Genomic DNA, 14,761 nt, shown 5'->3' with positions numbered 1-14,761 from the left:
AAAACTATTACTAATATATAATATTAGTACTAAGTTTTAGTTAATTATGCACGTAGATGGGAATTTTTATGACAATTGATAAAATTTATAATCCACAAAATATCGAACCTGAAATAAGTAAAAAATGAAAAGAATCTAAAGTTTATAGTCAACATGATGAAACAAAAAAACCTTTCACTATTCTTTTGCCACCTCCTAATGTAACAGGAATGTTGCATATTGGACATGCACTCGATACCTACTTACAGGATTCAATTTTAAGATACAAAAAATTATCAGGTTTTGATGTATTTTATGTAGCTGGAATGGATCATGCGGGAATAGCAACTCAAAGTAAAGTTGAAAATGTTTTATTACAGACTCAAGGTTTAACCAAGCATGACTTAGGTCGTGAAAAATTAGTTTCAAAAATTTGAGAATGAAAAGAAGAATATGCAGCAAAATTTAGAGAACAATGAGCAGCTTTAGGTTTAGCTTTAGATTATGATAGAGAACGTTTCACCTTAGATAAATTATCAAATATCGCAGTAAATAAGGCTTTTATTGAACTTTACAATAAAGGAATGATTTATCGTGGTGTTAAAGCAGTTAACTGAGATCCAATTTTAAAAACAGCTTTATCTAATATTGAGGTTATTAATAAAAGTACTGAACAAGAAATGTTGTACATTAAGTATCCAATTAAAAATTCAAATGAATATTTAATTATTGCAACAGTTAGACCTGAAACTATGCTTAGTGATGTGGCTTTAATTTACAATCCAAAAGATGAAAGATACAATAAACTTAATTTAACCGTAATTCATCCGCTAACTAAAAAAGAATTGCCATTAATTGCTGATGATTATACAGATATTGAATTTGGTTCAGGATTAATGAAATTATCAGCACATGCTGAAATTGATATTGAGTTAATTCAAAAACACAATTTAGAAATTAATGAAACCATTGATCAAGATGGAAAAATTAATTTTCCAAATAGCCAATTTCATGGGTTAACAAGACAAGAAGCTAGAAGTGCAATTAAAGAATATTTACTTGCAAATAATTTAATTGAAAAAATTGAAACAACTGTTTCAAATGTTGGTTATTCTGAAAGATCTAATGCGCCTATTGAAATTTTAGTTATGCCGCAGTGGTTTGTTAAAATGGATTCGCTAGCACAAAAATTACTTAATCATTTAAACAGTGAAGATCATGTTGAATTTTTCCCTAAACGTTTTAAAGAAACTCTTCAAAAATGAATGGAAAATGTTCATGATTGAACAATTTCGCGTCAATTATGATGAGGTCACCAAATTCCAGCTTGATATAAAAATGGCGAGATTAAGGTTCAAGAAACTTCTCCAGGAGAAGGATGAGTTCAAGACGAAGACGTTTTAGATACTTGATTTAGTAGTGGATTAGCACCATTTTCATTTTTAGGTTGACCTATAAACAATGATTTAATAAATCGTTATTATCCAACTTCTCTTTTAGTTACGGGCTATGACATAATTTTCTTTTGAGTTGCAAGAATGTACTTCTTTGGTTTGGAATTAATGAACCAAAAACCTTTTGAACATGTTTTATGTCATGGAATTGTTAGAGATTCTCAGGGGCGTAAAATGTCCAAATCGCTCAACAACGGTGTAGATCCAATGAAAGTAATTAAAGAATATGGATCAGATGCTTTAAGATGATTTTTAATTACAAATTCAACCCCTGGTCAAGATATTAATTATTCTGACGATGGAGTAAAAAAAGGATGAGCTTTCTGCAATAAGATTTGAAATATTGCTCGTTATGTTCAGACAATGGAAGATATTAATGAAGACAATCCTGCTGATCAATGAATGAGAGATAAATTACATAAATTAAGAAGAAAAATTGAAAAAGCTATGGACAACTATGAAACTACCATTGTTGGTAGTGAGATTGAAAAGTTTGTTTTAGAAGATTTTTCATCTTGATATATTGAATTGTTAAAAGTTAAACCAAATAAAAAAATGGCACTGAAAAATTTAGGTAAGTTATTAATTTTATTACATCCATTTTTACCTTTTATTACTGATTCTCTATACAAAAATTTATTTAATAAAGAGATAAGTCAACAAACATATGCATCAGCTAAAATTAACTGCCGTAAACAGTCTGATAACAGTGAAGTAGATAATCTTTTAACAACTATTTCTATTTTACGTAGATATCGTGAAACAAATGGAATAAGTAAAAAAGAAACAATTTATTTTAATCCAAATAATATTTTAAGTTCATATCAGAAAGAGGCAATTTTGAAACTTGCTAATGCAGAAGTTAAAGAAAATAAAGACTTTTTAATTGCTCAAGATAATATAAGCTTATATATTGAATTTTCAAAAGAACAAAAAACAAAATATTTAGATGAATTAAAAGCAAAAATTATTTTTTGCCAAAATGAAATCAAACGTGCATCAAACATGTTAAATAATCCAAATTTTGTTCAAAAAGCTCCAAAAGCAAAAATAATTGCAGAACAAGAAAAATTAACCATGCATCAGAATAACTTATTAGCCTATGAAAAAGAGTTAAAAGAACAAAAATAAAGGAGTTATTATGGTTTTATATGAAAGTAAAGAAATAGTTAGGAAAATTACAAAAGAGTTGGTTGAACAATTTAAAGTTTTAACTAATGAATTAAAAAGAGCTCCAAGATTAGCGATTATTCAAATTGGAGATCATGAAGCATCTAATAAATACATAAAATATAAACTTAAAAAAGCAATAGAATTAGGTGTTGAGGCAACACACCATAAATTTCCAGTTGACATAAGACAAAAAGAACTACTTAAAAAAATTGATGAAATCAATGACATAGCAGATGGAATCATTGTTCAATTACCTTTACCTGGAGATTTCGCTACGCAAGTTATTTTAGATAGCGTAAGACTAGAAAAAGATATTGACGGATTAAGTAGCAAAAATGAATTTAATTTTTATAACGATAAAGATAAATCAAAATTTTTTCATTTCACCCCAGCTACAGCTTTAGCGGTGAAAGAGTTAATTGATTATTTTCAAATTCCAATAAAAGATAAAAAAGTTGGAGTAATTGGTCGTTCACATTTGGTAGGTAAACCAATTGCTCATTTAATAAAACAAATGGGTGGGCAAGTTTCTACTTATTCAAAAAAATCAACTATTAAAGGCGTTGAAAACGCTGATGTGATCATTACAGGTGCTGGGGATCCTTTGATGTTAAAAAAACAAAATTTAAAAGAAGGATCAATTGTAATTGATGTGGGGGCAACTTACATTGAAAAAGATGGCAAAAAAATCTTAGTTGGAGATTTAGATACAACTAATTTAGATGGTCATGTTCAAGGTTTTTCACCAGTTCCCGGCGGAGTAGGACCATTAACAGTTGTTTCTCTTTTTACTAATTTAGTAGCAGCAATTAAAAACCAATTAAAAATTTATTAATTTTACTAATGATACATTTTTGCAGACTTTTTAGTCAAGGAAAAATGTATTTTACATAGAAGTAAGGAAGTAATATGTCATTTACAAAATTAATTGAACAGAAGGTTCAAAAACTAGGTTCTAAAAAAATTGTTCTCATTGATGGTGATGATCCAAGAACACTTGAGGCAGCAAAAATTTTAGAAAAATATGATAATTTAGAAATTATTCTTTTAGTTGAAAAATCATTAACAACAAGTTTAAAAGCAAAAATTTTAAATATAAATGAAGATCAGAATAAATTAAAAGAATTAGCAACAGCCTATAAAAAACTAAGAAATGAAAAAGATTTAGCTAAAGGCAAAGAACCAAGTGAAACAGATGAAAGCGCATTAAAATCTGTATCTTCACGTCCTTTTTATGCAATGATGCTATTAGAATTAAATGAAGTTGACGGAGTAGTTGGTGGTTTAAATTATGCAACAGCAGATATATTAAAAGCTGCTTTTAAATGTATTGGCCCCAAAAAAGGTGTAAAAACAATTTCTTCAGTCATGATTATGCACAAAGATGAAAATTTAAGTTTCTTTAGTGATATTTCAGTCAACCCTGAACCTTCTCAAGATTCATTAGTTGATATTGCAATTAATGCAGCAGACTTTGTTAAATCATTTGATATTGATCCTAAAATTGCTTTTTTATCATTTTCAACAAATTACAGCTCAAAAACACCAAAAACAGAATTGGTTCACGAAGCTACAAGAGTTTTTAATGAAAAGTATGAAGGCACAAAAGCTATAGGTGAAGTTCAATTAGATGCTGCACTTGATTTAGAAGTTAGAAGAGCAAAATACAAACAGGAATCTTTCGATACACCTGCAAATACTTTAATTTTTCCTAATTTAGAAGCAGGAAATATTGGGTACAAATTAGTCCAAAGATTTGCAAATTATGGAGCTATTGGACCAATTATCACTGGAATTAATAAACCAGTAAATGATTTATCTAGAGGTGCTAAAGTTAATGATGTTGTTGAAACAGTCTTAATTACAGCTATTCAAGGAAACTAGGAGAAAAATATGTCAAAAAAAATTTTAGTAGTTAATGCAGGAAGTAGTTCAATTAAGTTGCAACTTTTTGAAAAAGATACTTTAAAACCAATTGCCAGCGGATTAACTGAAAGAATTACTTTACCCGATGGTATTATTACAATTAAATATAATGGTCAAAAATATGAAGATTTTCCATCAATGCCAAACCATGCAGTTGGCGTTGCTAAAACATTAGAATTAATGAAAAAAATCAAATTAATTGAAAATCCAGAAGAAATTGAAGCAGTAGGATTTAGAGTAGTTCACGGAGGAACATATTTTAATTCAAGCATTAAATTAGATGATCAATCAATTGCTTTAATTGATAAATGTTCTCTTTATGCTCCATTGCATAATCCAGGTGCAATTCAAGCTATTTTAGCTTTTAAACAAGAAATGCCCAAAGCAATATTAACTGCATCATTTGATACTTCTTTTCACACAACAATTCCTAACGTTAATGCAATTTATCCAATTCCCTTACATTTAAGCGAAAAACATAAAATTAAAAAATATGGATTTCACGGAATTAGCCACAACTATATAACAAATAAAGTTGAAGAATTACTAAATAAGAAATCTGTTAATGTAATAAATTTACACATTGGAAGTGGAGCAAGTATTTGTGCCATTAAAGATAGCAAATCATTTGATACTACAATGGGTTTAACACCGCTTGCAGGAATTATGATGGGAACAAGATCAGGTGACATTGACCCTTCAATTGTCGAATTTTTATGTAAAGAAGAAAACTTAACTCCGCAAGAAGTAACAGACATTTTAAATAAAAAATCAGGTTTATTAGGAGTTTCAGAAATCTCAAACGATTTAAGAGATATTGAAAAAGCAATTGCTGAAAATAATGAAAAAGCGATATTTGCTAAAGATTTATATGTTCAAAAAATCGTTGATTATGTAGCAAATTACGCAAACAAATTAGAAAATAAAATTGATGCAATAGTTTTTACTGCCGGAGTTGGAGAAAATTCTCCTTTTATTAGAAAAGCAGTGATTGAAAAACTTCACTTTGCAGATATTCAATTTGATGATCAAGCTAATAATTCTAAGTATGATGATTATGTGCTTTTATCAAAACCAGATAGTCAAATTAAAATTTATGCAATTAGAACCAATGAAGAATTATTAATTGCTCAAAACACTTTAAATTTAATTAAATAATGAAAAAAATAGCTATATATCCTGGATCATTTGATCCGATGCACGAAGGCCATTTATCAGTTATTGATAAGGCCTTAAAACTTTTTGATAAACTTTTTGTAATCGTTTCTATTAATCCTGACAAAAACAACTTAGAAAACATTGATGAGAGATATTTAGAAACTAAAAAAATGCTTTCTCACTATGGCGATAGAATTGATGTTTTGATTAATAAAAATAATTTAATTGGACAAATTGCAAAAAATCTAAATGTAAATTTTTTGGTTAGATCAGCAAGAAACGATACTGATTACAAATACGAATTAGAACTTGCTGCTGGAAACCATGAAGTTAATAACGAACTTGAAACCATTTTAATTATTCCTGATTACAAACTAATTGAATATTCATCTACACTTTTAAGACATAAAAAGAAATTGGGCATTTAGTATGTGAAAATTTTTAAAATCATCTTCAGATCGAAATAATTGGTTAGAAACAGATGAAATTCAAGTTTGTTTGTGAGGTAGATCAAACGTTGGAAAAAGTTCCCTTTTAAATGCGTTGATAGGACAAAATATTAGTTTTGTTTCTAAAACTCCTGGTAGAACACAATTAATTAACTATTTTGCAGATTTAAATGGAAAATTAATAGTTGATTTGCCAGGATATGGTTTTGCGAACATGTCTAAAGTTCAGCAAGAAATGATGATTAACAATATCAAGAATTTTTTACTTGATTCAAGTTCAGAAAAACATATTATATTATTAATTGACTCGCGCACAGGAATAACTAAAGTTGATTTAGAATATTTAAATTTTCTAAAACATTTAAATTGACCAATAGATCTTGTTTATACTAAAATTGATAAATTGAATCAAAGTCAAAAACATCAACTAAAGAAAAAACATTTAGAAATAGTTAAAAATGAAAATCTTTTTTTCATTCATAATTTCTTTTTTGTTTCTTCACAAAAGAAAACAAATTTAGATATGCTAGTTGAATATATTGACAATATTCTTTACAATCATTAAAAAATAAGGATGACATTATGACAAAGAAAAATAAAACAATTTTAACTTTAAGTCTTTTATCTGTAGGCGCTATAACCGGAATTGGCGTTTTGACAGCTTTAAATGTTGCAACTTTTAAAAATAGTAATCAGTCAACAGATGAATTAAAAAAATATAATTTTTTGGCAACAGATAAGTTAGATAAAAACGTTTTACCAAGTACTTATGCATATGCTTCTTATAGTATTCCGGTAAGTGCAAATGATATAGATCCTAATTTGAAGTATTCAAATAATGAACAAAGAGAATATTGAGCATATCAACTAGAATTAAATTCTGGCGCAACATCTCCAGTTTATGCTTCAAAAAATCGAAACCCCTTGTTTACTTTAAAAACTAAAGGCAATGAACCAATTGATTTGTTAAAAGAAAAATACAATATTTATTATCAATCTTTTGCAAATGATAAAGAGGGAATTCTTTATCTTAAGGTTAGTTTAGAAGATAAAAACAATGAAGAACTTCTTAAAAAAAGTATTTCTGAAAGAAGAGCAACTTGAGAAGCATACACCTATAAAATGGATGGTTTTGCAAAATTAACAAATGAAGAAGCTGAGAAAAAACACAATTTAAGTTTATGAAATTTTGCTGCTTCTAATAAACTTAATTTAGATGTTTCTAATAATAAAATCAATTCTATACAAGATTTATTAAATTTACTGCCACAAAAAACAAACGATGAAAAATCTGAGCAAGATATAAAAAATATGCACTCGAAAGTAAAAGAATATTTTTCATTTGCTAGTGGTGATAGAAGTATTAATCCTTATTACAAAATCGATACAAGCAGAGAAATTTGATTTAGCGATACTATAGATGACAATCAATTAACTATTAATTATCATATCTTGAAAGTTGTTCCAGTAGCAAGCGATAAAGAAGATAGTAGTTTAGATGCTATAACTACAATTCCTGTAGGTGCCGAGAGTCAAAAAATTACAATTAATATTGATCAGTTAAAAGAAGCAGCTAATAAAATTCAAATTATTTCATTTAATAATACTGATTTAAGTAAGAAAAATCCAATTGATCCAAACTTTGTTTACTTCACTAATATTCAAAACAATAGTTCACACCATAATACAAGTGAAGGTTATTATGATGCTCTTGATTTAATTTTTGACCCCGAATTTAAAGATGCAAACAAATATGTTTTAAAATATTACAAATATGATCCACAAACAGGTTTTATCAAAAATAAATTTAAAGATTTACCATTAGTTTCATACGACGAAAACACAGGTACAGCATCATTTGCAGTTTCAATATCACTTAAAAATGCAAGCGATCAAAACGGAATTTTAACCTTAATTAAAGTTATTACATTGGGAAATACTTTCCAAAAAAATGAAACAGATAGTCCTAATGAAGATGAAGGAAATGTAAATTCAACTAGTGGGGAAGATAATTTATCTAACTCAACTACAAATTAAATTAATAATTTTAAATCTCATTACGAGATTTTTTATTATCTAAATTAATAAGCATTTAAAATTAGAGTATAAACTATACAAACGAGGACAAAATGAATTCATTATACAAAAAAAGTAAATTGATTATTACTGCAGGACCTGCTTCAGATAGTTATGAAAACATGAAAAAATTAGTTTTAGCAGGAGCGACTTGTATCCGTGCGAATTTTAGTCATGGAACTCATGAAGAACAGGCAAATAAATTTTCAACTGCAAAAGCAATTTCAAAGGATTTGCAAGTTCCCATTTCACTATTATTAGACACAAAAGGACCTGAAATTAGAATTGGAAAAATGAAAGATGGTGGGCAAGAAATTTTAGCTGAATCTTTATTAACCATTCATACTAATCCAAATTTATATTCAACCTTTGAAGGTAATACAAGTGAAGTTGCTGTGCATTATGATATGTCACAAGATTTGAAAGTTGGTGATGAAGTTCTTTTTGATGACGGTAAATTAACATCACACGTAGTTAAAATTGAAGAACAAAAAGTTATTGTAAAAACACTCAATACACATTTTTTAAAAACAAATAAAAGAATTAATTTACCTGGCGTGGATTTTTCGCTTCCCTTCTTAAGTCAAAAAGATATTGACGACGTTAAATTTGGTATTGAGCAAGAAGTAAATTACATTGCTGCTTCATTTGTGAATAATGCTCAAAACATTAGAGATTTAAAAGAATTATTAAAAAATAATGGCGGAGAGCACATTAAAATAATTGCCAAAATTGAAAGTGATTTAGGTGTTAAAAATCTTGATGAGATCTTAGACGAAGTTGATGGAATCATGGTTGCAAGAGGAGATTTAGGTTTAGAAATTCCTTATTATGAAGTACCTTATGCGCAAAAAATAATTATCGAAAAATGCCGTCAAAAAGGTAAACTAGTAATTGTTGCAACACAAATGTTAGATTCAATGGAAAATAATCCTCAACCCACAAGAGCGGAAGTAAGTGATGTTTATTTAGCAATTATGCAACAAGCAGATTCAACTATGCTTTCAGGAGAAAGTGCAACTGGTAAATATCCAAAACAAGCAGTAACTGTAATGTCAAGAATTGCAAAAAGAGCAGAAGAAGAAGTTTATGCAAATTTAAGAGAATTTTATACTAATACTCCTGTAAATAAACTAAATCAGGCACAACAATTTTCACAATTAACATATCTAAATGATGTTAAATTAATGATTATACAAACGGATAATTTAGAAATCTTAAGAGAATTATCCAAAGCAAGACCAAATGTTCCAGTTATTGGAGTTATTAATAATTCAAAAATGATTAATGCTTTTGGAGTAGAATCATCAATTTGAATAGATTTTAATTCTTTATCTTTATATAGTAAATTTAACTTAGAAAACTTATTTATAGATGAATTAAAAATAAAATATGGCCTTAAAACAAATGAAAAAATATTAGTTATTGATAAGAATTTTCAAACAAAAATTAAATAAATTAAAAAACAGGCTTCCCCTGTTTTTTAATATTAATTATTATTTTGCATCTTCTTCTTTAAAACCTGGTTCTTGGTTTTGTGAAGCTTGCTGTTCTTGTGCCATTTTAGATACTTGTTCAAATGCTTTTTCAAAGTTTTCAATAGTTTCTTTTAATTTATCATAGTCTTTGTTTTTGATTAATTCGTTTAATTTATTGATTTCTTCTTCTGATTGTTTAACTTGTTCTTCAGTTAATTTATCTTTATTTTCTTTTAATGATGCTTCAAATCTTGAAACAAGTGATTCTGCTTTAACTAAAGTTTCAATTTCTGATGTTCTTTTTGCATCAGCTTCACGATTTTCTTCTGCTTCTTTAACCATTCTTTCAATTTCAGCATCACTTAATTTAGTTGAATTTTGAATTGTAATACTTTGTTCTTTATTGGTTTTTACATCTTTAGCTGTAACAGTTGTAATACCATTAGCATCAATTTTGAAACTTACCTCAATTTGTGGAACTCCTCTTGGAGCTAATTCAATACCAGTTAAGTTAAATTCACCTAAAATTTTGTTTTCTGAAGCTAGAGGTCTTTCACCTTGAACAACTTTAATGGTTACTGCTTCTTGGTTATCAGCATAAGTTGTAAAAATTTGACTTTTTGTAATAGGAATACGTGTATTTCTTTGAATTAATGGAGTTGCAATTCCACCTGCAGTTTCAATACCTAATGTTAAAGGTGTAACATCAACAAGTAAAATGTCATTGATATCACCTGCTAAAACAGCACCTTGAATTGCTGCACCAAGTGCAACAACTTCATCAGGGTTAACTGAATGGTTAGGTTTTTTATCAAGCATTTTTTCAACCAATTCTTGAACAGCTGGCATTCTTGTTGAACCACCAACCATTAAAACTTCATCTAAATCACCTTTAGTTAATTTAGCATCAGCAAGAGCAGTTTCGATAGGTTTTTTACATCTTTCTAATAAATCTGCGGTCATTTTTTCAAATTCACTACGTTTTAATTCAGCATCAATATTAACTGGTTGTCCGTTTAAGAATAGTAAGAAAGGTAAAGAAATGTTAGCAACAAGTGATGATGATAAATCAATTTTAGCTTTTTCAGCAGCTTCTTTTAAACGAGCCATAGCCATTTTGTCATTTTTAACATCAACATTGTGTTCACTTTGAATTTTATTAACTAATCATTCAACAATTTTGTGATCTCAGTCATCACCACCAAGATGATTATCTCCAGAAGTTGATAATACTTCAAAAGTTCCTTGAGCTAATTCAAGAATAGAAACATCAAAAGTTCCACCACCAAGGTCGAAAACTAAAACTTTTTTCTCTTTATCAGTTTTATCAAGTCCAAAAGCAAGAGCAGCTGCTGTTGGTTCGTTAATAATTCTTAAAACATCTAATCCTGCAATTTTACCTGCAATTTTAGTTGCTTCACGTTGTGCATTATCAAAGTATGCTGGAACAGTAATAACTGCTTTACTAATAGAGTGTCCAATTTTTTGTTCAGCGTATTTTTTTAAGTGTTCTAAAATCATCGCTGAAATTTCTTCTGGTTTGTATTGTTTGCCATTTGCGTTCACAGTTTTATTGGTTCCAATTAACCTTTTAATTGAGGCAATAGTATCTGGGTTGGTTTCAATTTGTTTTTTGGCATTTTCACCAACAATAATTTCTCCATTTTTAAAACTTACAACAGATGGAGTAGTTCTTTTTCCATTTAAATTTTCTAAAACTGTAGGTTGACCATTGTCCACAATTGAAACTACTGAGTTTGTAGTACCTAAGTCAATTCCTAAAATAATTTCTTTAGCCATATGAATTCCTTTCGTTTATTTAATAAAAGATATTTATATTTTAGCACTAAAATTAGCAGGCAAAATAATAAAGTGCTAAAAATTAAAATATTTTTTAAATTTTTCAATTCACTACGGGCTCAAGCAGAAATTAAATTAAATATTGTTAATAATATATGGTTAAATACTATAAATATTAAATAAGTATTAGTATTTAAATTGAATTAATTCTTTATGAAATCTAAATAATTAAAAAAATAGAAAATTGTTATAAAAAAAATTTTTTATGTTAATATATTTATTGCAATTAAGAAATATGGAAACGTAATTTAATGGCAAAATATCAGCTTGCCATGCTGACTATGGGGGTTCGATTCCCCTCGTTTCCTCCATTTGATTAAATTCACCAAAAAAGCAACTTTTGCTTTTTTTATTTAAAAAATGGTGACAAAATATTTTTTTAAAAAAAATAAAAAATATTTTTGTTTTAAATTTTTTTTGCTTATAATTAGTAAGCAACTTAAAAACACTTAGATTGCAAGCCGATTTAGCTCAGCGGTAGAGCAGCTGGCTGTTAACCAGTTGGTCACAAGTTCGATCCTTGTAATCGGCGCCATATTATGGTCTGTTGGTGAAGCGGTTAACACACATGGTTTTCATCCATGCACGCACGGGTTCGATCCCCGTACAGACTGCCATTAGGAGAGTTAGCTCAGTTGGGAGAGCATCGCCCTTACAAGGCGAGGGTCATGGGTTCGAGCCCCTTACTCTCCACCATTTGATTAAGTTCATCATAACCTTTTAAGGTTATTTTTTTTTAAATTTTTGAAACTAAAAAAGTTAAAAATTGAATTTAAAATTTCAATTTTTTCATTTTTTTGATAAAATAGCATCATGTTTAAAAAAGCTGGAAAAGAAGCGTGAGGTGTTGTTAAACGTGGCAACATGTTCATGCTTGCAATTGGTTTATTATTAGGTGCTTCATTTGGAGCTGTTGTTACATCATTAGCAAATGATGTTATTATGGCAGCAATCGCAAGCTTGTTCAAACTTGATGATGTTAAAGATTTAAAATCAGGTCCTGTATTTATTGGAAAATTCTTAGCAGCATTAATTGCATTTCTTATTGTTGCTACAATTATATTTGTTGCTTTATATTTAGTGTTTATTATTAAATTATCATTACAAGCAAGAAAAGAAAGATTAAATCCAACACCTGCACCAGAAGTTGTGCCTACAAAAGAAGAATTAATTTTAGCTGAGTTGAAAAAAATTAGTGCTTCTTTAGAACAAAAAAAATAATAAATCAAAATAATTTATACAAATTAAATTAAAAGTGTGTTTGAAAGGACATACTTTTTTTATTTTAAATAAAAAAACCTATAAATATATTTATTTATAGGTAAAAAAATAAAAAAAGCAGCTCCCTATTTTCACATCTCTGCTATCGTCGGCACTAAGGGGCTTAACTACTGAGTTCGGAATGGGATCAGGTGGACACCCTTGCTATAACCACTTACATCATAATAATACACCATTTTTTAAAATAAAGAAATGAATTTTAAAAAATTCTAATTTTAACTAATGTGACTATAAAAATATATAATTTAGTTTATTTAATAGTTAAATTAACTTTAATATTAAATAAAAATTAAAATGGAGAAAATATGAAAAAGAAAATTTTACTAAAATCACTTATTGTTCCCACAACAGGATTAGTTTCAATTGCAGTAGCTTTAAGTGCTAATATTACTACTGATGAAAGAAATCAATTAATGGGAATTTATCAGAGTTTAAGTTCACAACAATCTGATATAGATGAGTTACCGTCTTATATAAGAGATATTCCATATCTTAATCAACAAGCAAAAGATGTTATAACTAGATGAGCAACGAATTTAAAAACACAAATTACCAATTTAAGAGAAAAAATAACTAATGCCTCAAGTGATGAAGAAAGAATCAAAATTAACTCTGAACTTGCAAGTGTTCAATTAAGAATTAACTTATTAAAAAAATTAAATAATGATTTAACAATTTTAACTAGTGTTTTTGTGTCATTGCCAAATTCAGGTTTTACTACAACAGAAGTAGCAGCATATTTTTCAGGCATTTCTGCTGACATTATTAGAATGGGAAACCTTAATCAATCTGATCCTGCTAAACAACCTTTTAGTTTAACAACTGACTATTCAAATCCAAGAACTTCTGAAGATGAACAAACAACATACACTTCAATTTTATCAAGATACTTGAATAGAACTGATGTAACTGTTATAGCAAAAATTTGAACAGACATTCTTTTTAGAAATGATATTATTTCTTCTATTAATTTGGATGAAACATTGGATCAAAATAGAACAAGAATCAATCAAAAACGGAATCTTGGAAATCAAGATACAACATTACTTAGTAGATTCAAGAATAAAGTATTAGAAACTATTACAAAATACTATGACAAAGCTAATGAACTTGCTACTAAAGAATCAGAATTAACAATAAAAAATCAACAACTTCAAAAGTACAAAGAAGTTATTGAAACAGTAAAAACAGATGAAACATATTCATCTAAAATTGAATCAATTAATGCTATTCATGACAATAATGAAAATGATACAGAAGATTTTGCAGCATTTAAAACAGAAATAGTAAATCTTTTAAATGAATTGAATACAACAAAAGAAAATCTTTCAAGTGCACAAGATAAGTTAACAAAATATAGAAGTGTATTTGCATTGTTGGATGGATTTAATACATCATCAGATATTGATGCTTTAATTACTAAAGTAGAAGAAATTCATGATAATGGCGAAGAAGATACGACTGATTTTGCAGCTGATAAAACTTTACTTATTTCGTTATTAAAAAGTGTTAAAAATATTAAAGATTCATCAACAAATAATGGAACAGAAAACCCTTCAGATGATCCAACAACTTCAAATACTAATGAAGATACACAACTTTTAGATTCATTATTAACTAAACTAAATGAATTACTAAAAGAATCTGGACTAGAAGGTAATTTTACAAGAGAAAATTCAAATGCTAAAATTGACGAAATTAAAGCTAAAATTCAAGAATTATTAATAAAAGAAAAATCAAATAACAATACAATTAAAAAAACAAATGAAAAAGATTATTTAGGAATTACTCTTTTAGCAGTAGCTCTTGGACTTTTAGGAGCAACCTTGTTATTCCTTTTAGTTTTTGCTATTTTAAAAGTTAAAAGACATAAAAAATAATAGTTATAATACAAGTAATTAAAAAAGAATGAAAATAAAAGTTCATT

The 14,761-nt window shown here is 27.9% G+C and carries 11 protein-coding genes, 4 tRNA genes and 1 rRNA gene; 14 read left to right on the top strand and 2 right to left on the bottom strand.

What is annotated here, in order from left to right; all coding sequences use genetic code 4:
- Window positions 1–68 precede the first annotated feature (68 nt).
- The 8 genes from EXC37_RS02535 to pyk all read left to right on the top strand — a co-directional run bounded on the left by EXC37_RS02535 (window position 69) and on the right by pyk (window position 9,672).
- Window positions 69–2,564 carry a valine--tRNA ligase gene (locus tag EXC37_RS02535; RefSeq protein WP_006608793.1) on the top strand — a complete coding sequence of 832 codons (2,496 nt, stop codon included), beginning with the start codon at window positions 69–71 and terminating at the stop codon, window positions 2,562–2,564.
- A 10-nt stretch (window positions 2,565–2,574) separates the two neighbouring features.
- The gene (locus tag EXC37_RS02530) at window positions 2,575–3,441 is read left to right on the top strand and encodes a bifunctional 5,10-methylenetetrahydrofolate dehydrogenase/5,10-methenyltetrahydrofolate cyclohydrolase (RefSeq protein WP_129693841.1); all 867 of its coding nucleotides are present in this window, start codon (window positions 2,575–2,577) and stop codon (window positions 3,439–3,441) included.
- 74 nt (window positions 3,442–3,515) lie between these two features.
- Window positions 3,516–4,490, top strand: coding sequence for a phosphotransacetylase (locus EXC37_RS02525; protein ID WP_006608791.1), 975 nt, complete (start codon window positions 3,516–3,518; stop codon window positions 4,488–4,490).
- Between the two features lie 9 nt (window positions 4,491–4,499).
- Window positions 4,500–5,690 carry an acetate/propionate family kinase gene (locus EXC37_RS02520; protein ID WP_006608790.1) on the top strand — a complete coding sequence of 397 codons (1,191 nt, stop codon included), beginning with the start codon at window positions 4,500–4,502 and terminating at the stop codon, window positions 5,688–5,690.
- On the top strand, window positions 5,690–6,118 hold the full coding sequence (gene coaD / locus EXC37_RS02515) for a pantetheine-phosphate adenylyltransferase (RefSeq protein ID WP_006608789.1): 429 nt from the start codon (window positions 5,690–5,692) through the stop codon (window positions 6,116–6,118). The genes EXC37_RS02520 and coaD overlap by 1 nt, the downstream gene beginning before the upstream one ends.
- 1 nt (window position 6,119) lies before the next feature.
- The gene (gene yihA, locus EXC37_RS02510; RefSeq protein WP_006608788.1) at window positions 6,120–6,704 is read left to right on the top strand and encodes a ribosome biogenesis GTP-binding protein YihA/YsxC; all 585 of its coding nucleotides are present in this window, start codon (window positions 6,120–6,122) and stop codon (window positions 6,702–6,704) included.
- Window positions 6,705–6,721: 17 nt separating this feature from the next.
- The gene (locus EXC37_RS02505; RefSeq protein WP_029891848.1) at window positions 6,722–8,176 is read left to right on the top strand and encodes an MAG1430 family protein; all 1,455 of its coding nucleotides are present in this window, start codon (window positions 6,722–6,724) and stop codon (window positions 8,174–8,176) included.
- A 92-nt stretch (window positions 8,177–8,268) separates the two neighbouring features.
- Window positions 8,269–9,672 (top strand): pyruvate kinase, encoded by a 1,404-nt coding sequence (gene pyk / locus EXC37_RS02500; RefSeq protein ID WP_029891847.1) that lies wholly within the window; start codon window positions 8,269–8,271, stop codon window positions 9,670–9,672.
- A gap of 39 nt (window positions 9,673–9,711) precedes the next feature.
- Here pyk and dnaK read toward each other — a convergent pair whose 3' ends face one another.
- Entirely contained in the window at window positions 9,712–11,493 is a 1,782-nt protein-coding gene (gene dnaK, locus EXC37_RS02495; RefSeq protein ID WP_029891846.1) for a molecular chaperone DnaK, read from the bottom strand.
- 297 nt (window positions 11,494–11,790) lie between these two features.
- Here dnaK and EXC37_RS02490 point away from each other — a divergent pair.
- The 5 genes from EXC37_RS02490 to EXC37_RS02470 all read left to right on the top strand — a co-directional run bounded on the left by EXC37_RS02490 (window position 11,791) and on the right by EXC37_RS02470 (window position 12,774).
- Window positions 11,791–11,864 (top strand) — tRNA-Gly (locus tag EXC37_RS02490).
- A gap of 149 nt (window positions 11,865–12,013) precedes the next feature.
- A tRNA-Asn gene (locus EXC37_RS02485) sits at window positions 12,014–12,088 on the top strand.
- Window positions 12,089–12,094: 6 nt separating this feature from the next.
- A tRNA-Glu gene (locus EXC37_RS02480) sits at window positions 12,095–12,170 on the top strand.
- A 3-nt stretch (window positions 12,171–12,173) separates the two neighbouring features.
- Window positions 12,174–12,249, top strand: a tRNA-Val gene (locus EXC37_RS02475).
- Window positions 12,250–12,366: 117 nt separating this feature from the next.
- Complete coding sequence (locus EXC37_RS02470; RefSeq protein WP_006608784.1) at window positions 12,367–12,774, top strand: large conductance mechanosensitive channel protein MscL; 408 nt, start codon at window positions 12,367–12,369, stop codon at window positions 12,772–12,774.
- A gap of 112 nt (window positions 12,775–12,886) precedes the next feature.
- Here EXC37_RS02470 and rrf read toward each other — a convergent pair.
- Window positions 12,887–12,992, bottom strand: a 5S ribosomal RNA gene (rrf, locus tag EXC37_RS02465).
- Window positions 12,993–13,139: 147 nt separating this feature from the next.
- Between rrf and EXC37_RS02460 the strand changes: the two genes are divergently transcribed.
- Entirely contained in the window at window positions 13,140–14,714 is a 1,575-nt protein-coding gene (locus EXC37_RS02460) for a hypothetical protein (RefSeq protein WP_029891845.1), read from the top strand.
- Window positions 14,715–14,761 lie beyond the last annotated feature (47 nt).

The organism is Mycoplasmopsis columbina, assembly GCF_900660685.1.
Lineage (GTDB): Bacteria > Bacillota_I > Bacilli_A > Mycoplasmatales > Metamycoplasmataceae > Mycoplasmopsis > Mycoplasmopsis columbina.
This window is presented reverse-complemented; position numbering and strand designations above follow the sequence as displayed.